The sequence below is a fragment of the Pedobacter psychrodurus genome (assembly GCF_032678585.1).
GTDB lineage: Bacteria > Bacteroidota > Bacteroidia > Sphingobacteriales > Sphingobacteriaceae > Pedobacter > Pedobacter psychrodurus_A.
The window spans coordinates 1-25474 of record NZ_JAVTSN010000060.1; the positions used below are offsets into that span (position 1 = coordinate 1).

Genomic DNA, 25474 nt, shown 5'->3' on the forward strand with positions numbered 1-25474 from the left:
CCAATGACCAATGACCAATGAACCAATGACTAATGAACCAATGAACCAATTAACCTTTTTTGGTACTCAAGGTAATCCCCAGCGTCATAACAATACTCGATCCCAATACCACCAGGAATAAAAACGGCGTACCTACTTCGGGTATTTTTAAACTTTCGGGCAGGTTAAAATAAAGCAAAATACTGATCAGGCCGCGGGGTGCGATGTATAAAATCGGACTTAGGTTTTCCTTTTTAAATACTTTAAGGAAGAAAATCCTGATGAGGTATATCGAGATCAATATAAAAAAGCCATTGGCCAGTACGATCTTGTTGTTCAGCTCGCCGATATTCATGGTAAAACCGAATATCACAAAGAAAAAAGTACGGAGAATAAAGGCACTTTCGGCCGATAGCTGATAAAGTTGCGACAGATCGGCACTTAAATTCTTGTATAAAAAGAGGCTCCTGAACCAAACATTCTGTATGGTGTCGGCATTGTTGAGGAATAAACCTGTACTTAAAATCAGCACCAGTGAGGATAGGTGATAGGATTGACCGATGGCATAAACCAGTATCAGAATGGCGATAATGAGGAAGAATTTAATGTGGTGCACCAACCTGCCCATAATATACAACAGCACCACGCAGGCAATGGCCGATAACAATATAATTAAAAATGTACTGAGCCCCAAACCGATAAATGCCGAGGTGGTGATGGAATGGTTGGTAATGGCGAAGTTAAAGATGATGATCCCTAAAATATCAGAGAAAGAGGATTCATAAATCACAAATTCTTTGTCGGTATTGTTTAATGCTGCGGCCGAGGGGATAGCAATGGCCGAACTGATTACACTGAAAGGGATGGCATTGGCGATACAGGTATACAGATCGTGATGCGTGATCTGATAGATGATGGTGGTAATAACGGTAATGGTACCCAACAAAATGGTTAGGGCAGATAAAAATGCACTGCGGATAATCTTGTTTTTATGCTGGTCGTATTTAAGTTCGAGCGAGCCTTCAAAAACAATCAAAATTAAACCTACGGTACCCAATGTTGGCAGGATGGAGAGGAAATTGAAGGTTTGTACTTTCAGGTAATCAACCAGGAAACGTAACCCAATACCCAATAAGAGCAACAATAAAACCGATGGTATTTTGGTTTTACTCGCCACTAAATCAAACAGATAAGAGAAAATGACTAATCCGCTTAAAATAATAAGTATGGTGTAAGTTGTCATATTTTTCAGCGTAGGGTAAGCCGCTAAAATAAAACAATCAGGCTAAGCAAAAAGAAATTTAATGTAAAAATTATGCTTTAAAAAAAAGAGCCTTGAGTTCGCTGGCATCATCAGGGTTCATTTTTCCGCCTAAAACCAGTCGCAATTGGCGGCGACGCAAAGCCCCGTCAAACAGCTCTACTTCTTCTGGTGTTTCCGGTATTAATTCTGGTACAGGGATGGTACGTGCGCTCTGATCAACCGCAACAAAGGTATAATAGGCTTCATTGCTTTTTTGGCGTGCGCCACTCGGGATATTTTCCGACCAAACATCCAAACGCACTTCTACTGAGGTATTAAAAGCCCGGGTTACTTTGGCTTCGATGGTAATTACATCGCCCAGTTTTATCGGTTGTTTAAAAGAAACATTGTCTACAGAAGCGGTTACCACAATGCGGTTACAGTGTTTTTGAGCTGAAATTGCTGCGGCAATATCCATCCAGTGTAGCAAACGGCCACCCATTAGGTTATTTAACGTATTGGTATCATTTGGCAATACCAGCTCGTTCATGATGGTAAAACTTTCTTTAGCGAATTTCTTTTTAAGGCTCATTTGAGCGCAAAAGTAAGTAAATTGTGTGTTAATATCGTATTGTAAGTAGATTCTAGCAGATCGAAAAGATGTTTTTCTGGATGATCTGGACAATTAGTGAAAAAACATGTGTAAGATTTGTCCCGCGAATCAAGCAGATTATAACAGATTTAACTTGTTTTCTGCGGACATCGGCGAAATAAGCGGGAAAAGAATATGTGCGATATGTTTCCCGCAGATCAAACAGATCACGGTAGATTAAATCGTATTTCTGCGTGCATCGGCGAAATCAGCGGCAAAAGAATATGTGCGATATGTTTCCCGCAGATCAAACAGATCACCGCAGATTAAATCGTATTTCTGCGTGCATCGGCGAAATCAGCGGAAAAGAATATGTGCGATATGTTTCCCGCAGATCAAAAAGATCACCGCAGATTAAGCCGTTTTTCTGCGTGCATCGGCGAAATCAGCGGGAAAAGAATATGTGCGATATGTTTCCCGCAGATCAAACAGATCACCGCAGATTAAATCGTATTTCTGCGGGCGTCGGCGAAATCAGCGGGAAAAAAGAATATGTGCGATATGTTTCCCGCAGATCAAACAGATTACCGCAGATTAAATCGTATTTCTACGTGCATTGGCGAAATCGGCGAGAAAAGAATATGTGCGATATGTTTCCCGCAGATCAAAAAGATCACCGCAGATTAAGCCGTTTTTCTGCGTGCATCGGCGAAATCAGCGGGAAAAAGAATGTAAGATATGTTTCCGGCAGATCAAAAAGATCACCGCAGATTAAATCGTATTTCTGCGGGCGTCGGCGAAATCGGCGGGAAAAGAATATGTGCGGTATGTTTCCCGCAGATCAAAAAGATCACCGGAGATTAACTCGTATTTCTGCGTGCATCGGCGAAATCAGCGGGAAAAAGAATGTAAGATATGTTTCCCGCAGATCAAAAAGATCACCGGAGATTAACTCGTATTTCTGCGTGCATCGGCGAAATCAGCGGGAAAAGAATATGTGCGATATGTTTCCCGCAGATCAAAAAGATCACCGGAGATTAACTCGTATTTCTGCGGGCATCGGCGAAATCAGCGGGAAAAAGAATATGTGCGATATGTTTCCCGCAGATCAAAAAGATCACCGGAGATTAACTCGTATTTCTGCGTGCATCGGCGAAATCAGCGGGAAAAAGAATATGTGCGATATGTTTCCCGCAGATCAAAAAGATCACCGCAGATTAACCGTATTTCTGCGTGCATCGGCGAAATCAGCGGGAAAAAGAATGTAAGATATTTCCCGCAGATCAAACAGATCACCGCAGATTAACTCGTATTTCTGCGGGCATCGGCGAAATCAGCTGGAAAAAGAATATGTGCGATATGTTTCCCGCAGATCAAAAAGATCACCGCAGATTAACCCGTTTTTCTGCGGGCATTAGCGAAATCAGCGGGAAAAAGAATGTAAGATATGTTTCCCGCAGATCCAACAGATCACCGCAGATTAACCCGTTTTTCTGCGGGCATTAGCGAAATCAGCGGGAAAAAGAATATGTGCGATATGTTTCCCGCAGATCAAACAGATCACCGCAGATTAAGCCGTTTTTCTGCGGGCGTCGGCGAAATCAGCGGGAAAAAGAATGTAAGATATGTTTCCCGCAGATCAAAAAGATCACCGCAGATTTTAATTGGCTTTTTTGCTGCAATAATCATCCAAATCTCAGGAAAAAAGAAAATCCGGATTGTTCCATGTTAGCCAAAAACAATTCAACAATTATCATGTTATCCTTACAAAAATCGAATTAATGCAAAATCAGACGCTTATCCAATTTTTCCATTGGTATTATAACGAAGAACAAAATTTATGGACCAAAGTAGCTGCCGAAGCGAGTCATTTAAAAGAAATCGGTGTAACCGCTGTTTGGCTGCCACCCGCTTATAAATCGAACAATGCAGCCTATGATGTAGGTTATGCAGTTTACGACCTGTTCGATTTGGGCGAGTTCGACCAGAAAGGAAGTGTAGTAACCAAACATGGTTCGAAAGATGAATACATTAAAGCGATAGACGCCCTTCACGATAATGGAGTTGGCGTGTTAGCCGATGCCGTTTTTAACCATAAAGCTGGTGGCGATGAACTCGAGAAAATCAAAGTCAGAACGGTAAATCCTGAGGATAGAAATGAATTTACCAGCGATGTTTTCGAAATAGAAGCCTGGACGAAATTTACTTTTCCGGGCCGGCAAGGTAAATATTCTGAGTTTATATGGGACCATGAATGTTTTAGTGGGGTAGATTGGGCCGAAGACAAACAGGAAACGGCTATTTATTCTATCCAAAACTATTTGGGAGAAGGTTTTGAAAATGTTCCTTCTACTGAGTTTGGCAATTACGATTACCTGATGTATAATGACATCGATTACCGCAACCGTGCCGTAATTGAAGAGTTAAAATATTGGGGCGAATGGATCGTAGAAACCACAAAAGTAGATGGTTTTAGGTTGGATGCGGTGAAACACATCAATCCCGATTTTATTGTCGAATGGATCGATCATTTAAACCAAAAATTTAACCGCGAGTTTTTTATTGTGGCCGAAGATTGGAATGTAATCGATATACAAGGGCAATTGCAATACATTGAGACTACCGGAGGGCGGACCCAGATTTTTGATTCGCTTTTACACCATAATTTTTTCCTGGCCAGTAAAGATGAGGAATATGATATGCGGACCATTTTTGATGGCACCCTGGTTCAGGTAAAACCCGATCTTGCGGTAACTTTTGTCGATAATCACGATTCGCAACCTTTACAGGCCTTAGAATCCTATGTCGATTTTTGGTTCAGGCCTTTGGCTTATGCCATGATTCTGTTACGTGTTCAGGGGATTCCTTGTTTATTTTTCCCTGATCTGTATGGTGGCATTTACGACGATAAGGATAAAGAAGGAGAGGAGGTACATGTAGAATTGGTGGCCATCCCGGCTGTGGAAACCATGAGTAAAATACGTACCACCCTGGCTTACGGTGAACAACGCGATTATTTTGATCATGGTATTTGCGTAGGATGGACGCGTGCCGGTGATGAGGAACACGAAAATAGCGGACTTGCGGTATTGTTAAGTACAGGTGAAGAAGGCTTTAAAGAAATGGAAATAGGCAAGCACTTCGCCGGAAAGGTTTTTGTTGATGCTTTAGGTTACAGACCACAAGAAATTACCATTGATGAAAATGGCTGGGCCGAGTTTCATTGTAATGCCGGCAGTGTATCGGTATGGGTATTGAAAGTGGGGTAGGGTTGTTAATCCCATGGTCTGTGTCCCCACAGATCATTTATGATTAAAAGTGGTTGATGTTTTATTAACCATAAGATAGGGGTTTGTCATCCTGAACGCAGTGAAGGATCTTTTTTGAGTAGTATATATTAAGAATTTTTTAACCACAGATACACACACCTGCCCGACTGGTCAGGCGGGGATAAACACGGATTTCGGTATCTGTGTGCATCCTTTTTATCTGTGGTTAATTTATACGCGCCTAGCCTAAAACATAACAATGTTGGTGAGTCCACCAGCCACAAAATACAGATTTGTCATCCTGAACGAAGTGAAGGATCTTTTTTGAGTAGACTTAACGTAATAGGCTTGTGAGATGGCGAGATTGGTGGCTCTTTTGCCTGGGAGTCTTCACTGCGTTCAGAATGACAGGTCATATCGGTGGTCTGTGAGGACACAGACCACGGAATATTTTACTGCCTACAAAAAGTTATCCTCAGCTCTATAAGCCGAAATTACGGCCAGTTCGCCTTCTTTTCCGCCTTTCGAATTGCCATGTTCCATGCCCATCACACCTTTATAACCTTTTTGGTGCAGGTGTTTAAACAGGTTTTTGTAATTGATTTCGCCTGTTGTTGGTTCCTTTCTGCCCGGGTTATCACCAATCTGGATATAAGCAATTTCATCCCAACAGCGGTCGATGGTTTTAATTAAATCGCCTTCTGTACGCTGCATGTGGTAAATGTCGTAAAGGATTTTGCACGACGGACTTTTCACCGCTTTACAAACGGCATAGGTTTCGTTTGTTTTTTGGAGGAAAAGCTCAGGTGTATCGCTCAAGGTTTCCAGTACCATAATCAATCCATGAGGTTCGAAAATTTCGGCTCCTGCACGCATGGCGTCGATAACATTGGCAAACTGATTGCCATAGGGTAGATTCCTTTCATAAAAGCCAGGTACAACGGTAAGCCATTTGGCATTACAACGTTTAGCCGCTTCAACCGATTTTTTACAGGTTTCTATAAACTTATCTTTAAACTCTTTTTTACCTGTGGTTAAGGAGGTTTTCCAGTTGTCGCCACCATCTACAACGAAAACGCCCATGCGCATGCCTAATTTCGCGAGTAATTTCCCGATTTTTTCCTGTTCTTCAACCGAACGGTTCAGGTAGCCGTTATCTTCAATAGAACGGAAGCCTTTATCGTACATAAACTGGATCTGATCTAAAAAGCTCTTACCCGCGTGGTTTTCGAACATGCCCTGGTGCGGTGCATAATCCAGATTGAAAGTTTTATCGCTTAATGTCATGTTTTGTTTTTCGGCGGCAAAAGTATTGGTTATTCCGGCTCCTGTGGTAATTGCACCAGCAGTGAGCAAGCTGTTTCTTATAAATTCACTTCTTTTCATCGGTTTGGTTTTAAACTGATCGGTATTAGTGTGTGATTAATTTTTTAAATCCTGTGGTTAAAGTGTCGGCAACTTTGCCATCTTTTTGGTGGTATACAAAATAGGCCTCAAGGTTTTTTCTTTTTTCTACAAAAGCCATGGCATCTTTAAGGTGCATGGCCATCAATGCATTGTCGTAACCATCAGCGGTGATGGCATCGTTGGCGTAAACGGTAACACTGATCATCTCATTATCGAGCGGATAGCCTGTTTTGGGATCGATCAGGTGCGAGATTTTTTTCTTACCGCTTTGGTGGAATTTCCGGTAATTACCGGATGTGGTGATTGCTCCGGTATTGATGGCAGCAATGTGCCTGATTACCGGAGTACCGTCTTTATCGGGACCTTCGATGCCAATTTTCATGGCCTCGCCATTTGGTTTAGGACCCAATATCCTGATTTCGCCACCCAGTTCGGCCACATATTGTTTAATTCCTTTTTTTTCAAGGTAAGCGGCAATTAAATCGACACTGTAACCCTGGGCAATTCCGTTTAAATCGATGGTTACGCAAGGTTTTGATTTGATGAGCAGTCCATTTTTGAGTTTGAGGTTTTGCATACCCACGCAGGTCAGGATGGATTTAATGGTAGCTGGATCTGGTTCAGATTTGGCATCCTTTGGTCCAAATCCCCATGCCTGTACCAGGGGAGCAACGGTAATGTCGAAAATGCCTTTGGTATCCTGGTTGATCTCGAAACTCCTTTTGAGTACATCGTTTATAAAATGGTCGGTTTTGATTTCCTTTGCTGCCGAATTAAACTGATTTATCAATGATCCCTTTTTGTAAAGCGACATCGATAAATCAATTTCATTTAATAAACTGTCGATACCTTGCTTGGTAGCTAAACTATCAGCAGCATAGTACATTATAGCATAATCGGTTCCCTGTGCATAACCACTGATTTTGTATTGCCTTAAGTCTTTTTTTAAAGAGAAGGCGAAAATCAACGGTAAAAGGAAAAGCAAATATCTACAACGCATTCGTTTATTTTTAGATCACCTTTGCTTGTCCAGGCATGGCAATAGGGTATAATCCTTTCTCATCAGGCATTAATTTTGGGTTGGCATCCCATGCAAAACGCTCAGGCATTAAACTGATATTCGAGGCTAATGCTTCATCCCATTTAATGGTTTGACCTGAATATGTAGCATAACGACCAATGATTGAAGAAAACGTACTGGTAGCCGCATAATCTACATTGCTAAATTTATACTCACCCTTAGAAACGGCGTCGAATAGTTCATCGTGCTCTGTTTGGTAAGGGTTTGCGTTTCCTTTTGTATTGTGGTTATACAATTCTTTACCCTTGTAATCTTTCATGATGGCCTGGTTGCTTCCTGAAAGATAAATCTTGCCTTTTGTACCTTGGAAAGATTCGTCCACACGGTTGCTGATGCCTTCAAAGTGCCGACACTGACTATTGATTACCGCACCATCTGCGTAAGTTAATTCGATCGAGTGGTTATCATATATTTCGCCATAATCTTTACCCGTTCTCCAGGCGCGACTGCCTGTTCCCTGTACCGATACCGGGTGTCCGTTTTTGATCCAGTTGGCAATATCAATGTTGTGTACGTGCTGCTCAACAATATGATCGCCGCATAACCAGTTGAAATAATACCAGTTTCTCATTTGATATTCCATTTCTGTTTGGTTTGCCGTGCGCGGACGTACCCAAACACCACCGCTGTTCCAATATACCTGGCCCGACATGATATCGCCAATGGCGCCATCGTTAATGCGTTTAATCGCTTCGCGATAGTTGGTTTGGTAGCGGCGTTGTAAACCGACTACAACGTTTAATTTTTTCTTTTTCGCTTCTTCAGCTGCGGCCAATACCCTTCTGATACCTGGCGCATCAACAGCTACAGGTTTTTCCATGAAAATCTGTTTATTCTGTTTAACGGCCTCTTCGAAATGGATCGGGCGGAAACCTGGAGGCGTGGTTAATAATACTACATCGGCCAAAGGAATTGCTTTTAAATAGGCATCGAAACCTACAAACTGGCGTTCTTTCGGAACATCTATTTTAGCTCCGAATTTGGAACTTAACGATTGGTAACTGCTGTCTAAGCGATCCTGAAAAGCATCGGCCATAGCCACCAGTTTAATATTGAATTTGGTGCTTAAGGCCTGAAATGCCGCTCCTGTACCACGGTCGCCACAGCCGATTAAGGCAATTTTAATCGTATCTGATCCTGAAGCATAAGCGCCGGTAAGTGGAATACTGCTCAACATGGCTCCGCCTGCAAGCATGGCAGTGGCCTTTAAAAAATCGCGACGATCTTGTTGGTTAATTGGTTTTTTCATGTGTTTAGTTTTTTGTTGTGGTTGGGTTTTTTAAAAGTCTTTTATAGGTTGTTTATTGTAATAAGCGTCTATTTCGGCTTTCGAAGGTGTTTTTACAGGACGTACCAATCGCATGCCTACAAATGGTGCTTCCGGGAACCACCAATTGCTTTTCGGGATCTGTGGGTCTAACTGTTTCCAGGATGGATCAGAAGCCAATCTAACGGTTGAGGTTAAATTGCCTGGAATTTCATCGTACGAACCGCCGCGCACCACATTTGGATAAAGTTTTTCGGGTGTGGCGACAGGGTTTTCAGCTGTTTTATCTTTGCTTTGGCTGTAGAAATCAGCAACGTATTGGTCGTATGTCCATTCGCTCACATTTCCGTACATATCGAACAATCCCCAGGGATTTGGTTTTTTCAAACCCACCTGGTGTGTTTTGTTATCGCTGTTTTCTTTGAACCAGGCATAATCACCCAATTTAGTAGCATCGTTGCCAAAAGAGTAACTGGTTTCGGTACCTGCTTTACAGGCATATTCCCATTCAGCTTCGGTTGGCAAACGGTAAAAAACACCGGTACGTACATACAGCCACTTACAAAACTGGATGGCATTGTATTGGGTCATGGCTACTGCAGGCTGATGTTCTTTGCCCATACCAAAAGTCATGTCGAGATAAGGTTTGGTGGGTCTGGTTACGGCATCAACTTCGGCCGGAACAGCACCTTCGCTGGCTTTTTTTTCGTAATCACGGTAGAGAAAGGGCTCGAAGATATCCCAGGTTACTTCGTGTTTTCCGATCCAGAAAGCATCGAGGTTAACCTCATGAACAGGCTTTTCGTCGGCTTTGCCCGTTTTACTGCCCATTTTAAATTTGCCTGCAGGAATGGCCTGCATATCGAATTTTAGTTTTGTTCCGTTGATGGATTGGGTATAGGAACTGTTAGTGCCTTGCGCAAAAATCTGTACGCAGGGATTGATGATTAATGCAACGGCAATTAATTTTTTAAACATAGTTTTTGGTTAGAAATACTAATTTCTAGGTGTTATCTGGTTGCTTACTGAAATGCTAAAGTAAATAACCACATTTAAATCAAAGAAAATTAATGTAACAATAAAGGTAAGGAATACAATATTAAAAGTCAAGTTGACAATTAAAGTTGTCGTCATCCTGAACTTGTTTCGGGATCTGTCTGGTGAAGATCTTTTAAGTCAATCCTTTTTTGTAATTAATTGTTTAAGAACATTATATGCAAATGTCTTTTACCATATAAGGAATATAAGTTCATTTAAGCTTATATATCTGATATGGTTTGTTTTTTGCACATTGCAATGTTGACTTATCTTCTATCTGTTACCTTATTGCTCAGATTGGTATAACCCACCAATGTATCCCAGCGGGCACCCGGGCGGCGGTAATACACAAAAATCTGGTAGCTGTTTTCGGTCTGGAAGAATGCGCCTTCAAAAGGCCTGCTTTCCAATATTTTGGTATCCTTGTTAAACCAGGCAAACTCATAATCGTAAAGCCCCTGTTTAAGCATGATATTGCCATAAAACTGTTTTCTGTTGGCATCATAAAGCAATTTGTTTTCATTGCTCATGGTATAATTGTTAAAGCGGCCAATTACATAAGTATCGCCATTTGCACTGGGCGCTGGCGCATTTAGTGTGAATAAAACACCCATGTATTCAGATTCTGTTTTATCATCACGGCCATCCGTATTTCGGATAAAAAAGTTCCCGTTTTCATCGTATTGATTGGCAAATGCACCAACTGCCCTGGAGGCATCCTGAAAAAGCATTACATTCACCGATTCTTTATCACGGTAAATATCTTTAACGTTATCAGCTTTGTACCGCAAACTTCTGGTATCGAATTTTCTGAATTCGTTATCGCCCCAAAAATCATTGGTATTGAGGTCGTTGTAAACCAGTTGATTTGGCCTTACAAATGCCGGTTTGGTATTGATCTGACTGGTATTGGCATTAAAATTCTGCATCACCACGGCTTTTATATCCTGATATGGGTTTGGAATGGGGAAGGCATGATTGATGGTGAAATTGATTTTTTGCTTATAGTTTCTGTTTTCAACCTGTAAGGAGTTGGTCACCTCTGCCGCTACAGCCACCTGACTATCGAGTATATAAAAACGCTGTGAAATAACGGGTTTGTTTTTGTCGTTATCTAAATAAACCTTTAATACATAGTTGCCGCCAATTTTTGGCTGGATCTGCGAATTGGGTAAGCTGATTTCGTAATGGGTGTATTTCCGGGTAGTGTTAGAGGAATAGCGGTAGTTGATGATGCGGTCGTCGTTAAAACTCCCTAAATAGTCAATGCTCGAAATTTGGGAAGGTTGCCATTCTGCAGTGCAATGCTCAATGGTGTACCAATAATTTTTAGTGCCTGCAAGCAAGTCGTCAAAAGAAAAAGTTAAGGTTTCTGACGAATTGAGCATAATCACCGGTAAACTTTGTTCTTTATTGCTGTTGTAACAAAGTACAGTTTTAATATTTGGAAGATAAATTTTATTCTCGTTGCTAAACCTGGTATCGTTTTGCGCAAAAGCGAATGTAGAGATTAAAAATAAAACCGGAAATAATATTTTCTGCATGGTTAAAAGTAAAGTTTTATTGGGAAGTGGCAAAACACAAGGTTGAAATTAGCTACGGATTACACGGAATACTCTTTCATATGATGCCACGCCCGCCTGAACGGCAGGGCAGGGAGACACGGAGGATTGCGTGCCGTCAGATGTTTCCATCTTACGGGTATAGTGGCTTCAGGTCGGAGAGTTGTCAACTTGAATAACAAGGTGGCGAGAAAGTTGACAACTCTTAACAAATCAATTGAACCTCAAAAAAACTCAGTGTCTCCTTGGCAACAAAAAACAAAAAAGCCGCCCCGATGTAAATCGGAACGGCGTTATATCTATCGTTAGTTAAAAACTAACCTTCCAGCTCCATAATTTCAGCAGCTAAGGTTTCCCATTTGCTTTGACTATTATCTAAATCCTGTTTCACAGCAAGATAACGTTTGTTGGCTTCGGCTAATTTATCAGCTTTGCTATAAACATTTTCATCCGCCAGTTCGGTTTCGATATTTTTAACGTTTTGCTCTAATTCAGAAATCAGTTTTTCCGTTTTTTGCAGCTCGTCGTTCAGCTTTTTTAACTGGTTAGCCGTATTGGGTGTAACCGGTTTTGGAGCTTCTTTTTGTTTTTCTGGCATTTTAACCGGAATAGGTTTTGCTATGGGAATTACCCTTTTACTATTCCATTCTTCATATTCGGCATACGTACCAGGATATTGTTTAATCTTTTCGCCTTCGATAAACCAGATTTTGTTGGCCACATTATCTAAGAAATACCTATCGTGGGATACGGCAATAAAAGTACCTTCAAACTGGTCTAATGCCTGGATCAGGATATTAACCGATTGGATATCCAAGTGATTGGTAGGCTCATCCAGAATCAGGAAGTTCGAATCTGTAGTTAATGATTTTGCCAGTGCCACACGCGATTTTTCACCACCTGAAAGCACTTTGATCTTTTTGAAAACATCATCGCCGGTAAACAAGAAACAACCTAAAATGCTACGCAATTCGGTGTCGGAATGTTTTGGTGCAAAGGCCTGCAGTTCTTCTAAAATGGAATTGTTTAGGTGCAACGATTCCAGTTGGTGCTGTGCAAAGAAAGTAGTGGTTACATTATGACCGGTTTCGCAGAAACCATCAAATTTTTCGGCACCTGCAATCATCCTCAATAAGGTAGATTTACCTTTACCATTCGCACCGATCAAGGCAATTTTATCTCCTTTTTCGATTACACCTTCGGCATCATCTAAAATGTGGACATTCGGATAACTCTTATTGGCGTGTTCTATACGTACCACATGTCTGCCAGATGGTTTAGAGAATTTAAACGCAAAGTTTACCGTTGGGTTGTCATCATCCACATCATCCACACGCTCCATTTTATCTAAAGCTTTCATGCGCGATTGTGCCATCTTGGCTTTACTCGCCTTGGCCTTAAAACGTTCAATTAAACGCTCTTCCTGTTTAATTTTGGCCTGTTGGTTTTTAAACTCGCCTTTTTGGATCTCGCCACGCAATGCTTTTTCTTCCACATAGAAACTGTAGTTACCAGCATATACGTTTAGTTTTCCTTTACGCGATTCTACCGTACGGTTTACAATTTTATCTAAGAAATACCTATCGTGGGATACGATTACGATTGCTCCTTCAAAACCCATTAAATAGTTTTCCAGCCATTTAATAGAGGGTAAGTCCATGTGGTTGGTCGGCTCATCCAGCAATAGGATATCTGGTGTTTGCAATAATATTTTTGCAAGCATTACACGCATACGCCAACCTCCGGAGAAGGTATTTAGCGGACGCAGTTGATCTGCAGTGCTGAAACCCAAACCAGCTAAAATCTCGTTGGCCCTATATTCGATGTTGTAGCCATCTAAGGCTTCAAATTCTTGCTGTTTATCGCTTAATTTAAATAAAACCTCTTCACTATAATCGGTTTCTATTTTTTTAAGCAGTTCTTCAATTTCATCGTGCAACTGGTTTTGGCGCTCAAAAGCCTCCATGGCCACATGCAAAATGCTATGGTGCGAGTCGTAAGAAAGTAAATCCTGGTTTAAGTAGCCAATTTTCAGGTCTTTCGACATCGAAACGGTACCCGAACTCGGTGCATACTCGCCTACAATTATTTTTAATAATGTTGATTTTCCTGTTCCGTTGGCGCCAATTAAACCAGCTCTATCGCCAGGTTTAATGTGCCAGTTCGCGTCGTCGTATAAAGCCCTTGAGCCAATCAGGAATGTTAAATTGTTTATTGAAATCATTTCGGCTGCAAAAGTACGAAATTTAAAGGCTTTTTTCAGATGGAAAGTCAAATACGGAAAAGCAGCTTACTTTAACTGTGAATATTGCATTTCTGAAGGGTGACGATGATTCATCCGCTGCTCTTGTTTTTAAGGTGATCGTTCGGTAGCGCTAAATAAAATGTATAGGTTTGTGTGAAAAAAACATGATCTCCTAATGAATAATAGTAACGTAAAAATAACCGCCAAAGAAATTCTTTCTGATAACTGGTACACACTGAATAAGGTAACATTTGAATACAAAAGAAAAGACGGAAGCTGGGAAACCCAAAGCCGTGAAGCTTATGATAGGGGTAATGGAGCCACTATTTTGCTTTATAATAAAGAAACACAAAGTGTTATTCTAACCCGTCAGTTTCGTTTACCTACTTACTTAAATGGAAATGAAGATGGTATGCTCATCGAAACCTGCGCCGGTCTGCTAGACAAAGATAACCCTGAAACAGCAATCAAGCGCGAAACCGAAGAAGAAACAGGTTATAAAATTACGGATGTAAAAAAAGTTTTTGAAGCTTATATGTCGCCAGGTTCTGTAACCGAGATTGTATATTTTTTTGTGGCCGAATATTCAAAAGAGGTGAGAATAAGTGATGGCGGCGGTCATCATGAAGAGCAGGAAAATATCGAAGTACTGGAAATTCCTTTTAACGATGCTTTAAGTATGGTAATTAACGGAGAGATTAAAGATGGGAAAACCATTATGCTTTTGCAGTATGCACAACTAAATGCATTGGTCTCAAAAACGTAATTATTGTCAGAATAAAGTTAAATGATGCGAACTCCCGAGGAAGCAGAGAAATTATTTTACCTTTGTACTGTAATAAAAATAATTACAGAATGAGCAATAGCCGGTTTCCAATTTCCTTGCATATCCTAACCTTATTAAACGAGGCCAAAGGTGGTGTTGTGCCTTCGGAATATTTGGCGGGAAGTATTAATATCAACCCTGTTTTAGTACGTAAGGAGATTATGAATTTGCGTAAACATGGTTTTGTGGGTAGTAAAGAGGGCAAGGGCGGAGGTTCATTTTTGGCTAAAAGCGCTGCGGACATTAACTTGGGCGAAGTGTATAAATCAGTTAGAGGCAGCAATGTGCTTGGACAGAGTAAAAATGAACCAAATCCAAAATGTCCGATCGGCAGACAGATCAATCAACATTTAGATGCGTTGTACAGTGATGCTGAAAATGCCTTGATCGCAAATTTGTCGAAACAGACACTGGCTGACTTTGCATCGAAATTTGAATAATTTTTTTTTTGCGTATAACTGTAACAAAATATATTACAATATAAAAAATAGATTAATAAATTTAAAAATTGAATCACATGAAAGTAGCATTAATTGGAGCATCGGGTTTTGTAGGTAAGGCCATTTTAAATGAATTGGTCAACCGTGGAAATGAAGTGATCGCCATTGCGCGGGATACTGATAAAATAGAAAACAGCGGAGATAAAGTAAGCAAAGTAGCAGCAGACGTTTTGGATACCGAAAAATTAGCTGAGGCTTTAAAAAGTAGTGATGCTGTGGTAAGTGCATTTAATGCAGGATGGACCAACCCGAATTTATATAACGACACCGTACAAGGTGCTAAAGCTATACAGGCCGCAGTAAAAGCATCAGGTGTTAAACGTTACATTTTTATCGGTGGGGCGGGTACCTTGCAGATTGATGGTCACCAAATCGTGGATGGACCTAATTTCCCTGCCGAATACAAACCAGGCGCAACAGCGGTAAGAGATTATTTCAATACCTTGAAACAGGAAACAGAATTAGACTGGTTGTTTTTTAGTCCGGCAATCGAAATGCATCAGGGCATCACCACTGGCCGTACAGGAAAATACCGTTTGGGCAAAACATCTCCGGTTTTTAATGAGGAAGGCCGTTCTATTTTATCGGTCGAAGATTTAGCAATCGTAATTGTAGATGAGCTGGAAAATAAGGCACATCACCAGGAGCAGTTTACGGCAGCGTACTAGAAGAATTGGTTCATTGGTTCATTGGTGGATGGGCGATTGCCTAGAGTTGATGGTTCATCGCTAAATAGCTTAAGTCTTGTGGTTCATTAGTCATTGGTTCATTGGTGGATGGGCGATTGCCTAGAGTTGATGGTTCATAGTCTAATAGTTAATGGCCCGGTTGTTTATCGACCATGGCTATAAAACCATTGACCATCAACTATGAACCAACGCTGTACTCAGGATTGGATTTGGCGTTCAGACTAATGGCTATTGAACATTGGTTCACTGGTGGATGGCGATTGCCTAGAGTTGATGGTTCATAGTCTAATAGTTAATGGCCCGGTTGCTTATCGACCATGGCTATAAAACCATTGACCATCAACTATGAACCTACACTGTACTCAGGATTGGATTTGGCGTTCAGGCTAATGAACTAATGACTATTGAACGAATGAACCTTTTTTCGGTAATTTACATTAAGTTCTTATCTTCGTGCCATGTATCGCTTAATTAAACCACTATTCTTCAAATTTGACCCTGAAAACGTACATTATTTTGTAGTAAAGCGGTTAAAATGGTTTAATGACAAGTTTCCCTTGGGTAAAACCATTATCCGTAGCAGTTTTGATGTTCATATTAAAGGTCTGGAACGCGAGGTTTTTGGAATAAAATTTAGAAACCCAGTGGGTTTGGCTGCCGGATTTGATAAAAATGGCGAATATGTGGAGTCGCTGAGTAATTTAGGTTTCGGATTTATTGAGGTAGGTACAGTGACCCCAATGCCTCAACCTGGCAACGATAAACCGCGTATGTTCCGCTTGCCCAACGATGAAGCATTGATTAACCGCATGGGTTTCAATAATAAGGGTGTGGATGTAATGGCAGAACGTTTACGTTTGCTAAAAGATAAACATCCCGATATTGTGGTCGGTGGAAACATCGGTAAAAACAAGGCTACCCCAAATGAAGATGCGGTGAGTGATTACATCAAATGTTTCGATCGTCTTTTTGATGTAGTTGATTATTTTGTAGTGAATGTAAGTTCTCCCAATACCCCGGGCTTACGTGAGCTGCAGGAAAAAGAACCCTTAAAAAAGATCCTCAATACCTTACAGCAGCGTAACCGTAAAAACGATATTTCCCGTCCGATTTTATTAAAAATTGCACCTGATTTAACCGATGCACAATTGGATGATATCATCGAAATTGTTGCAGAAACCAAAATCGCCGGTATTATTGCGACCAATACAACCATCAGTAGAGAAAATCTGACCACAGAGAAAGATTTAGCTGCCGAAACCGGAGGCTTGAGCGGTAAACCTGTTAAAGAACGTTCTACGGAAGTTATCCGTTATCTAACAGAAAAATCGAACAAAGCTTTCCCGATTATTGGTGTTGGTGGAATCCACTCAGCTAAAGATGCCAAAGAAAAATTAGATGCTGGTGCCTGTCTGGTTCAATTGTATACTGGTTTTATTTATGAAGGCCCGGGATTGATCAAAAGTATTTGTAAGGAGCTGGTTTAAGCTTTTTAAACCGATAAACTCGAAGCATTGTATCCAAACCTGTTTTTAAAGGCAAAGGAAAAGTGCGATAAATCTTCAAAACCAAGATCAAGGTAGATTTCTGAGGCTTTCTGCTTTTTGTTCTCGATCAGAAAATGTGCTTCGCGCAGGCGTTTCTGGATCAGTCAATGGCTCGGTGTATCGTTAAATATCTTTTTAAAATCCCTTTTAAAAGCAGATCTGCTTCTTCCCGTTAAAAAGGCCAATCGTTCATTACTCACATTGAATTTATAATTTTTGTTCATAAACGCTTCGAGATCTATTTTTCCGGGGATCCCAAAATCAAAAAATATATCGGCATATTCGGGATTGTTGCTCAAGAGGATCGTGAGCAGTTCTTCCCTTTTAATGTCCGAATAGTTTTCATCTATCTTGCCTTCGCCCTGATAATAGGGGCCAAGCGATTTTAAGAAATTTGGGATAAGTTCATCTTTTTTAGGTCTTAAAAATACATCATCAGCACTATATCCGGTCAGTTTTATGTTGTACTTATCCTGAAATTTTTTCAGAAAGGCTTCATCAAAAATAACCACAACCTTTTCAAATTCATTTTCCTCTCTTTGTTTGCTATATCTTGCTAAATGATTTTTTCTGATGATGCAGCATTCCCCCAGGTTTAGGCTATAATGTTTATTGCCATCATACCCTTCTATCTTTCCTTTAATCAGGTACAAGAACAAATGTTCCGCAACAAATTGCTCTGGCGAAATGGCCGGGCCAATATAACAGGATGTGATTTTTTCTACCTTAGTGAACATTTCGCCGCTTTTATTTAATTCCTAGCCACCACTGTTTGAATGGCTGTTTTTGCTGATCAAGATACACAATTTCCCCGATCATAGGTGTAAGTAAAGGGATATGGTTAGCCTTAGTGAGTGCTGAAATTTTGATCAAAGGTTCGTCCCAGGGGTGTTTGCCCAGGGTAAATTTTGAGGAATGGACAGGTAAAATACGTTTCGCTTTTAAATCTTTTGCGGCCTGTAATACATCTTCGGGTAAGTTGTGCACCGAACGCCAGGCTTTATCATACTGTCCGTTTTCAATAATGGCTAAATCAATAGGACCATATTTTTTGCCTGCCTCGAGATAATGGTCATCATAACCTCCATCTCCGCTATAATATATTTTCATGGATGGCGACTGGATCACATACGACATCCAAAGTGATTTGGAGCTGCGTAAGCCGCGACCAGATTCATGATGGGTAGGGGCAGTGTAAACGGTGTAGTTGCGGGCAATATTAACCTGCTCGTCCCAATCTTTTTCGATAATTTTTTCCTTTGGATAACCCCAGTATTCGAAATGTGCGCCAACGCCCAAGCCGCAGATTACATGTTTGATTTTCTCTTTTAAGGCCACAACCGTTGGATAATCCAGGTGATCATAATGGTCGTGGGAGATGATCAGATAATCGATAGGCGGGATATCTGCAGCGCTATAGATGTTGCTTCCTTTGTAGGCTTTCGGACCCCAGGGTAATGGCGATGCCCGTTCGCTAAATACCGGATCGATTAAAAACGTTTTACCATCCAGTTGGATGAAACAAGAAGAATGGCCAAACCACACTAGGACATTGGAATCTAAGGGTATGTTGAACAGATTGGTTTTAATGGAAGGAATGCTGTCAACCGGACTTGTTCTGGGATTGTTCTTAAAGAGGGTGGCGTAAATTTCGCCAGCAATGCTGTATCCTTCAGCAATGGTTGGTTTTTCGATCAGGTTATGGAATTCTCCGTTTTTGTAGTGGGGAGATTTTTCGATCCTGGCCAGTCGTTCTCCAGAAGGTAAAGCACCAAATTGCGGCTGTTTCATGTAAAAAAACGTGATGATCGCCAAAAGTAATATCAAGCCAAGTATAGAAAGAAAAGAATTCCTCAGTATTTTTAAGAATCGGCGCATTTTTGGTTTCATTGTTCTTATTCGTTAATTTAAACTAGCTCTTTTAGCGCACTACTTTTATTTTTTTGCCACAGATTCGCAGATTAAATATAATCTGCGAATCTGTGGTTGTGGATTTTCAGCCAATGGTAGTTTAGTTATTTTGCAGCCAATATTTTAATGTCTGCGATTTCAAGCACCTGTTTCGGATAAGCCATTTGTACTGCATTAATCATGGCTTGCCCTACCTGTTTAAGCGTTAACGATATTTTGGGTAATAGGATTGGGAAAATCCATATGATTGGCCAGAACAATGTTTTTACGTTTTTTTGTCCTTCAAAGGGTTTCATAAATCCAGGTCGGAAATTATATTGTGCTTTGAAAGGGAGTTTCATTAGCGCATTTTCAGTTTTTCCTTTTATCCGTGCCCACATGATTTTTCCTTTTTCGGTGCTATCGGTATGTGAACCCGAAACAAAATTGAAAACCATATCGGGATTTAGTTTTGCCAATTGCCCGGCGAAAGCCATTGTGGTTTCGTAGGTGATGTAATTGTATTTTTCCTCATTCATGCCCACTGAGCTGATTCCGGCACAATAAAAACAGGCATCATAATGAGATAACTTACTTTCGAGTCCTTCGAGTTTTGTGAAATCGCTGATTAGTAATTCCTTTAGTTTAGGGTGTTCCAGATCATAATGCCTGCGGTTAACCATCAATATTTCTTTTACCATTTGGTTTTCTAAACATTCGAACAAAACACCTTCGCCTACCATACCGGTGGCCCCTGTAATGATTACTTTCATTTCAATCTTTTTTATAATGCTTAATCAACTGTATTTGTATACAATTACGGCTTATTATCATGTTAAAACAAATTATTTTTTGATCACCCCGAATTTGATCATACTGGTTATGGCCGATGTTACGGCCTCTTCGTTGCTTCTGGGTTTCCAGTTTAATATTGTACGTGCTTTTTCATTGCTCGCATTTTTTATTCTTCCCAATTGCGGAACAATATTTCTTGCTCCCGGATTGTAAAGTGCAATTAACCTGATCAGCCAGTTTGGAGCCACCCTCGTTACAATGTTTTTGATGCCCATTTTCTCTTTGATGAGTAAAGCAATTTCAGGAAGGGAAAGTGTACCGCCAGATAAGGCTAAAAAGCGGTGGCCGCCGGCATTTTTATCGGTCATGGCACGGATATGCAGATCGGCCACGTCTCTTACGTCTACAATGCCTAAAGTGATCTGCGGAATGGCTTTCATCGATCCGTCGAACATCCTGTTTAAGAGGTCGTGGCCACTTGAAAGTTTATGGCTTAGTAACGGCCCGAAAATCGCCATCGGATTGATTACAGCTAATTCTAAGCCTTCGCCCTGGGTTTTTATAAAGTCCCATGCTGCGCGCTCCGCCAATACTTTTGATTTTAGGTAGGCCGACAAGTGTTTGTCGTCAGGATTGGTCCAATCTTTTTCTGTGATAAAGCTGCCATCTTTATGGCTATAGCCAACCGCTGCAAATGAGGAGGTGATCACTACTCTTTTTACACCTGCTTTTTTGGCCGCATTTAATACCCTTAGGGTACCTTCTATTGCAGGTTTGATGGTTTCGTCTTCGGTTTTTGGGAGCGATAAGGAAATAGGGGAAGCAACGTGTAAAATATAATCGCAGTTTTCGGCAGCTTTATCCCAGTTGTTATCGTTTGATAAGTCGGTTTCGATGAAAGAAAGCTTTTCAAAGGAGTTTATTCCACCGTTTTTTAACATTTCGGTTACCTCATCTTTTCTGGATAGCGAACGGACCGTTGTTCTTACCCGATATCCTTTTTCCAGCAACTGTAAAATGCAATGTATGCCCACAAAACCGGTTCCTCCGGTTACTAAAACCAGTGGGTTTTGATCTGAATTTGTCATCTCTTAAAATTTTATACACAAAGATCGGTATTCAGGAGATGTTGCGTTTTGTTGTGAGGTCCAATATTGATTTGTTGAAAAGCTCAGGGATGAGGTAAAGATTATGGTGGTTCAGGGGCGGGAAAACTTAATGACCTAAACTTCTTAATGGTCAGAAGCCTACAACCAGAATGGTGTGCGAGAAAAATGAAAGCACAAAAAAAGCATCCTTTGATCAGAAGGATGCTTTAAATCTTTTAAGAAGAAATTTCTAAAAACTATTTTGCTAAACCAGCTAAAACAGCATTGTTTTTAGCCAATTGATCGTTTTTAGGTTGTGCAGAGCGGCTTCCTAACTCGATGTTAGTTGCTCTTTTTAAAAATGCTACCTCTTGGTGAGCTGTATTTTTATTTCTTCTGTCTTTTCTTTTTAATCTGGTAACTGCCATGGTAATAACCTTTTAATTATTTTATTTGTACAAATGGAGGTCGAGAGCGGATTCGAACCGCTGTAGAAGGTTTTGCAGACCTCTGCCTAGCCACTCGGCCACTCGACCTTTTAAATTCAAGGCTGCAAAAATAGCAATTATTAGTTAGTCCGCAAATAATATCTCAATAAAATTCGTTTTAATTTCGAACTCGCACTAACTCAGCGCAAAAGATTGCAGCACTTACGGCCACGTTTAACGATTCTGCTTCCCCAATCCTGGGGATAGTTACCGGTTTATTTATTTTTTTGATCACCTCTGGTGATATTCCTTTTCCTTCATTGCCCAAAATCACCAATCCTTCAGCTCCCCACTGGGTTTTGTAAATCGATTCGCCATCTAACAATGCGCCAAATACGGGGATGGTATTTTCTGTTAATAATGCCGGTAAATCGGCTTCGTAAACATTTACCCTTGCTAAAGATCCCATCGTAGCCTGTACGGTTTTGGGGTTGAATACTTCTACGCAATCGGCAGAACAGATGATGTTTTTAATGCCAAACCAATCTGCAGTTCTAATTATAGTGCCCATATTTCCCGGATCCTGAACACCATCTAATACTAAAGTGAACTGATTTTTTAAAGTTTTGAGGTCTAATGTGATGTTTTTGGGGATGTGGACCAATGCTAAAAAGCCTTGTGGCGTTTGAAGCGTACTAATCTTGTCTAATTCAGCGTTCTTTACTTCAAATAAGTTTATATTTGCAGGCAATTTGGGTAACAAATTGTATTGTTCGCTGTTGTAAAATAGGGTATGGATCTGGAAGCTTGACTGAATAAACTCTTTTATGGATTTTATACCTTCAACAATAAATAAACCATGTTCTTTACGGTATTTTTTTTGATGTAACGACTTTATAAAACTAATCTGTGATTTTGAAAGCATACCAAAACTCAATAAATATTAAACTGAAAAGCACTGCAATATTACTATTTATTATTGTCTTAATTCAGGCCTGTTCATCAACTAAATACATTGCCGACTATCAATCGATAGTGAAAAAGGTAACTATTGACAGCGTAGATGCGAAATTTGAAGAGCAGGCTTACAATTACGTTCAGAAAGATCTTAGGCCGGCTTCAAAACTGAGTATTAATGTACCCTTGTACAATTTTTTCAATACCAAAGATGGCCGGTACAAAACCAGTGATATTAAACCTTTTGGCACACCGCCTGCCATTCTGGACAGTACTTTGGTCGAAATTTCGAGAACCCAGATACAGAAGTTTTTAAAGAGTAAAGGTTACCGCCAGGCTGAAGTTACCGCTGCGATAAAAGTGGCTGATAAAAAGGCAGAAGTTATTTTTAGCGCTAAACCGGGACCAGCTTATTTTATAGATAAACTAAGCGATTCCATTGCGAATGGAAGTATTAAAAGCCTTTACGAATCGAATAAGGCGAATATCACACATTTGCACAAAGGCATGCAATATGATGAGGACTCGCTAACTTATGAGCGCGAACAGATTTACCGGATCATGAAAGAGAATGGTTATTTCTATTTTTTAAGACCTTATGTAAATTTTGATGTTTATGGTGCAGAAGCGAGCTCTAAAACCAATAAAATTGATTTGAACTTGAATGTGACCGACCCGGCTGAAGGGCCGCATAAACAGTTTAATATTGGATACACGCATATGATTATTGCGCCAAACCCAGATGGTTTTCCAGATTCGGTGCGCTATAAATTGAGCAAGGATACCGTAAACGGGATCATCTTTACCGATTTCTCTAAGCGGTACAGGCGTAATCCTATCGTGCGGTACGACTTTTTGAAGCAAGGTGAGCTTTATGATATCCGCAACGAGAACCTTACTTACGATCGTTTATACGAGCTGAATATTTTTAAAAATGTGAAGATTGATTATTTTAGAAGAGACAGCACTTCAAATAAGGTAAATGCGGTAATTCAGCTGATCCCACAAAAAGTAATGAGTAACCGTGTGGAGGGCGAGGTACCATTTAATGGTGGTACGGTAGGATTTAACATCAGTAATACCTATACCAATAACAACCTCTTTCGGGGAGCCGAACGGTTCGAGCTGCAGGTTAAAGGTGGTTTGCAATCGCGGATTGGTAATGGAGCCAAAGTTTTTAGCGACATCTATCAGCGGGATTTTTCGATCAGCGCCAGTATTACCGTGCCGAGGTTGATGATCCCTTTTTATAATCCGGTTTTGGGTGGTAACGGAATGCCGCACACTACGTTTTCGAGCAGTTACATATATGCCTTACAAAAGGATATTTCGGTAAGGAGGATTTTTATTAATTCCATTACATACGATTGGGTGGAAACAAAATCTAAACTCCACTCTTTTACACCTTTAAATTTTGAGTACCGTTTTGGAAATCTGGATCCTGGTTTAGATAAAAATACCATATTAAATAATCTTTATTATTCTACTTTGCTTGGCCGTAAGGATTTAACATTAGGCATGAAGTATACCTATACCTTAAATGCGAATAAGCTGAACGAGTTTAGGTCTTTTGTTTATTTAAGGGCAGGGATGGATATTGCAGGTAATATGTTGCAGGGCATATCTAAGTTAACCGGTGCTAAAAGTGATCCTGCTAATGGTGAACCGGCAAAAATCTTAGGCTTGCCTTTTAACCAATATACCCGTCCGGAAGTAGATATCAGGTGGTACAAACATTTGGGCGGTGAAAGACAGTTTGTTGCACGTTTAAATGCTGGTGTTGCCTATGCTTATGGCAACTCGGTATCTTCAGGAATTCCTTTCGAGAAACAGTTTTTTGCAGGAGGGTCAAGTGGGGTAAGGGCCTGGCAGGCCAGGACAATTGGTCCGGGGAATTATAATAGGGGTATTTTAGCGACTGATACTTTAAGGAGGGCACTTTTTGGCCTCGATCAAATTGGAACGATGCGTATTGAAACCAACTTTGAATACCGTTTTACCCTGGCCAAAAAGTTTTTTGGGGCAACCTTAAAGGGGGCTGCGTTTATTGACGCCGGTAACGTATGGAATTTACGGAAAGGTGAATCTATTGCGTATGAAGTGCCTGAGCGAGATGAACAGACAATATTTAAGTTAAATAAATTTATTCAGCAACTCGCTATCGGTACTGGTTTTGGGTTAAGATATGATGTGCAATATTTTGTATTTAGGTTCGATGTGGGATTGAAACTTAAAGACCCTCAGTTTACAGGTTCGGATCAATGGGTAATCAGTAAGTTGTTCTCTGGGGCAAGAGAATTTAAAGACAATTATAATTCAACCCACATTCCTGATACTTACCGTTTTGTGCAGTACAACTTCGGTATTGGTATGCCCTTTTAATCAATCGAAAAGGCTTAATGTTTTAGGTTTCGTAGCTGGATCTTTAAGTGTGAATTCCTTAAAGGGTTGCCATCTTTTATCCATGTGTTTGTACACCGAGAACGAAGAAACAAGGAACTCACGCTTGAACTTTCTGTCTTTAAATTCGGCTAAAAGCTGTTGAAAAACAGGTGGTTTTATATCCCTGAAAGCCAAAGTTAGATGTGGATTGAATTTTTCTTTTTTCCCGATCAGTTCTAATGGCTGTAATGCTTTTGCAATCTGTTTTTCCAGGTTCATCAGCTCCTCATTCTGCTCCACATCCAGATAAAATGTTTTTTCATGAAATGAATTAAAGTTTCTGAGTACCTGTGTAAATGGAGTACCGAAAGCGGCATCCTCAAGCGCTTTAAAGAATCTTTTTTCAGCCTCATGTGAAGATAACTTAACAGGAGGAAATAGCGTGATATGCGCGGGCCTTTTTAATGATTCGTAGACATTAAATTTTTCTGAAATGTAATTTCTGATCTCATCAATGTCTTCTACTATAGAAACAGGAGGGACCAAACACACTAAAAATAGATTTTCCATGAGGTGAATTTACTAAAAATATTAGTAAAAACAAATTATTATCAGTTGTGCTTGTGTTCGTTTTAAAACCAGCATTGAAATAGATAAACGAGTGTATCGTTTTAATCGTTAAAAACGAT

Annotated in this window: 24 protein-coding genes and 1 tRNA gene; 8 read left to right on the forward strand and 17 right to left on the reverse strand. The window is 40.3% G+C overall.

Annotated features, from left to right (window positions below; all coding sequences use genetic code 11):
• Positions 1-49 precede the first annotated feature (49 nt).
• A complete protein-coding gene (locus R2S57_RS26895) occupies positions 50-1222 on the reverse strand; it encodes a sodium:proton antiporter (RefSeq protein WP_316848010.1) in 1173 nt (390 codons plus the stop codon).
• A 70-nt stretch (positions 1223-1292) separates the two neighbouring features.
• Positions 1293-1814 carry an acyl-CoA thioesterase gene (locus R2S57_RS26900; protein ID WP_316848011.1) on the reverse strand — a complete coding sequence of 174 codons (522 nt, stop codon included), beginning with the start codon at positions 1812-1814 and terminating at the stop codon, positions 1293-1295.
• 293 nt (positions 1815-2107) lie between these two features.
• Here R2S57_RS26900 and R2S57_RS26905 point away from each other — a divergent pair, with 293 nt between their 5' ends.
• From R2S57_RS26905 to R2S57_RS26915, 3 genes are all read left to right on the forward strand, one after another.
• Complete coding sequence (locus R2S57_RS26905; protein WP_316848012.1) at positions 2108-3082, forward strand: hypothetical protein; 975 nt, start codon at positions 2108-2110, stop codon at positions 3080-3082.
• A 179-nt stretch (positions 3083-3261) separates the two neighbouring features.
• On the forward strand, positions 3262-3546 hold the full coding sequence (locus R2S57_RS26910; protein WP_316848013.1) for a hypothetical protein: 285 nt from the start codon (positions 3262-3264) through the stop codon (positions 3544-3546).
• A 49-nt stretch (positions 3547-3595) separates the two neighbouring features.
• A complete protein-coding gene (locus R2S57_RS26915) occupies positions 3596-5083 on the forward strand; it encodes an alpha-amylase (RefSeq protein WP_316848014.1) in 1488 nt (495 codons plus the stop codon).
• 459 nt (positions 5084-5542) lie between these two features.
• Here the strand turns inward: R2S57_RS26915 and R2S57_RS26920 are convergent, their stop codons facing one another.
• The 6 genes from R2S57_RS26920 to R2S57_RS26945 all read right to left on the reverse strand — a co-directional run bounded on the left by R2S57_RS26920 (position 5543) and on the right by R2S57_RS26945 (position 13662).
• Positions 5543-6469: a hydroxypyruvate isomerase family protein gene (locus R2S57_RS26920; RefSeq protein WP_316848015.1), complete on the reverse strand. Its 927-nt coding sequence runs from the start codon at positions 6467-6469 to the stop codon at positions 5543-5545.
• A gap of 25 nt (positions 6470-6494) precedes the next feature.
• Entirely contained in the window at positions 6495-7490 is a 996-nt protein-coding gene (locus tag R2S57_RS26925; protein WP_316848016.1) for an FAD:protein FMN transferase, read from the reverse strand.
• Between the two features lie 10 nt (positions 7491-7500).
• Positions 7501-8820, reverse strand: a complete 1320-nt coding sequence (locus R2S57_RS26930) for a Gfo/Idh/MocA family oxidoreductase (RefSeq protein ID WP_316848017.1) — start codon at positions 8818-8820, stop codon at positions 7501-7503.
• A gap of 30 nt (positions 8821-8850) precedes the next feature.
• Positions 8851-9816, reverse strand: coding sequence for a formylglycine-generating enzyme family protein (locus R2S57_RS26935; protein WP_316848018.1), 966 nt, complete (start codon positions 9814-9816; stop codon positions 8851-8853).
• 326 nt (positions 9817-10142) lie between these two features.
• Positions 10143-11420 (reverse strand): DUF5103 domain-containing protein, encoded by a 1278-nt coding sequence (locus R2S57_RS26940; protein ID WP_316848019.1) that lies wholly within the window; start codon positions 11418-11420, stop codon positions 10143-10145.
• A gap of 334 nt (positions 11421-11754) precedes the next feature.
• Positions 11755-13662 carry an ABC-F family ATP-binding cassette domain-containing protein gene (locus tag R2S57_RS26945; RefSeq protein WP_316848020.1) on the reverse strand — a complete coding sequence of 636 codons (1908 nt, stop codon included), beginning with the start codon at positions 13660-13662 and terminating at the stop codon, positions 11755-11757.
• Between the two features lie 196 nt (positions 13663-13858).
• On the opposite strand from R2S57_RS26945, the gene nudK reads away from it, so the two are divergent.
• From nudK to R2S57_RS26965, 4 genes are all read left to right on the forward strand, one after another.
• Positions 13859-14449: a GDP-mannose pyrophosphatase NudK gene (gene nudK / locus R2S57_RS26950; protein ID WP_316848021.1), complete on the forward strand. Its 591-nt coding sequence runs from the start codon at positions 13859-13861 to the stop codon at positions 14447-14449.
• Between the two features lie 89 nt (positions 14450-14538).
• Complete coding sequence (locus R2S57_RS26955) at positions 14539-14949, forward strand: Rrf2 family transcriptional regulator (protein ID WP_316848022.1); 411 nt, start codon at positions 14539-14541, stop codon at positions 14947-14949.
• Positions 14950-15026: 77 nt separating this feature from the next.
• Positions 15027-15677 carry an NAD(P)-dependent oxidoreductase gene (locus R2S57_RS26960; RefSeq protein WP_316848023.1) on the forward strand — a complete coding sequence of 217 codons (651 nt, stop codon included), beginning with the start codon at positions 15027-15029 and terminating at the stop codon, positions 15675-15677.
• 479 nt (positions 15678-16156) lie between these two features.
• Complete coding sequence (locus R2S57_RS26965) at positions 16157-17185, forward strand: quinone-dependent dihydroorotate dehydrogenase (protein ID WP_316848024.1); 1029 nt, start codon at positions 16157-16159, stop codon at positions 17183-17185.
• Between the two features lie 5 nt (positions 17186-17190).
• On the opposite strand, the gene R2S57_RS26970 is transcribed toward R2S57_RS26965, so the two are convergent.
• The 8 genes from R2S57_RS26970 to R2S57_RS27005 all read right to left on the reverse strand — a co-directional run bounded on the left by R2S57_RS26970 (position 17191) and on the right by R2S57_RS27005 (position 22371).
• Positions 17191-17349, reverse strand: coding sequence for a helix-turn-helix domain-containing protein (locus tag R2S57_RS26970; RefSeq protein WP_316848044.1), 159 nt, complete (start codon positions 17347-17349; stop codon positions 17191-17193).
• The gene (locus R2S57_RS26975) at positions 17350-17982 is read right to left on the reverse strand and encodes a helix-turn-helix transcriptional regulator (protein WP_316848025.1); all 633 of its coding nucleotides are present in this window, start codon (positions 17980-17982) and stop codon (positions 17350-17352) included.
• A gap of 10 nt (positions 17983-17992) precedes the next feature.
• Positions 17993-19036, reverse strand: coding sequence for an MBL fold metallo-hydrolase (locus R2S57_RS26980; protein WP_316848026.1), 1044 nt, complete (start codon positions 19034-19036; stop codon positions 17993-17995).
• Between the two features lie 224 nt (positions 19037-19260).
• Positions 19261-19908 carry an NAD-dependent epimerase/dehydratase family protein gene (locus R2S57_RS26985; protein ID WP_316848027.1) on the reverse strand — a complete coding sequence of 216 codons (648 nt, stop codon included), beginning with the start codon at positions 19906-19908 and terminating at the stop codon, positions 19261-19263.
• 72 nt (positions 19909-19980) lie between these two features.
• A complete protein-coding gene (locus tag R2S57_RS26990; RefSeq protein ID WP_316848028.1) occupies positions 19981-21018 on the reverse strand; it encodes an aldehyde reductase in 1038 nt (345 codons plus the stop codon).
• A 257-nt stretch (positions 21019-21275) separates the two neighbouring features.
• Positions 21276-21446, reverse strand: coding sequence for a hypothetical protein (locus R2S57_RS26995; RefSeq protein ID WP_010602219.1), 171 nt, complete (start codon positions 21444-21446; stop codon positions 21276-21278).
• Between the two features lie 34 nt (positions 21447-21480).
• A tRNA-Cys gene (locus R2S57_RS27000) sits at positions 21481-21554 on the reverse strand.
• A 70-nt stretch (positions 21555-21624) separates the two neighbouring features.
• Positions 21625-22371 carry an RNA methyltransferase gene (locus R2S57_RS27005; RefSeq protein WP_316848029.1) on the reverse strand — a complete coding sequence of 249 codons (747 nt, stop codon included), beginning with the start codon at positions 22369-22371 and terminating at the stop codon, positions 21625-21627.
• On the opposite strand from R2S57_RS27005, the gene R2S57_RS27010 reads away from it, so the two are divergent.
• Positions 22356-24785, forward strand: coding sequence for a BamA/TamA family outer membrane protein (locus tag R2S57_RS27010; protein ID WP_316848030.1), 2430 nt, complete (start codon positions 22356-22358; stop codon positions 24783-24785). The genes R2S57_RS27005 and R2S57_RS27010 overlap by 16 nt on opposite strands.
• Here the strand turns inward: R2S57_RS27010 and R2S57_RS27015 are convergent, their stop codons facing one another.
• Entirely contained in the window at positions 24786-25355 is a 570-nt protein-coding gene (locus tag R2S57_RS27015) for a 2'-5' RNA ligase family protein (protein WP_316848031.1), read from the reverse strand. It lies immediately after the preceding gene.
• Positions 25356-25474: the final 119 nt, after the last annotated feature.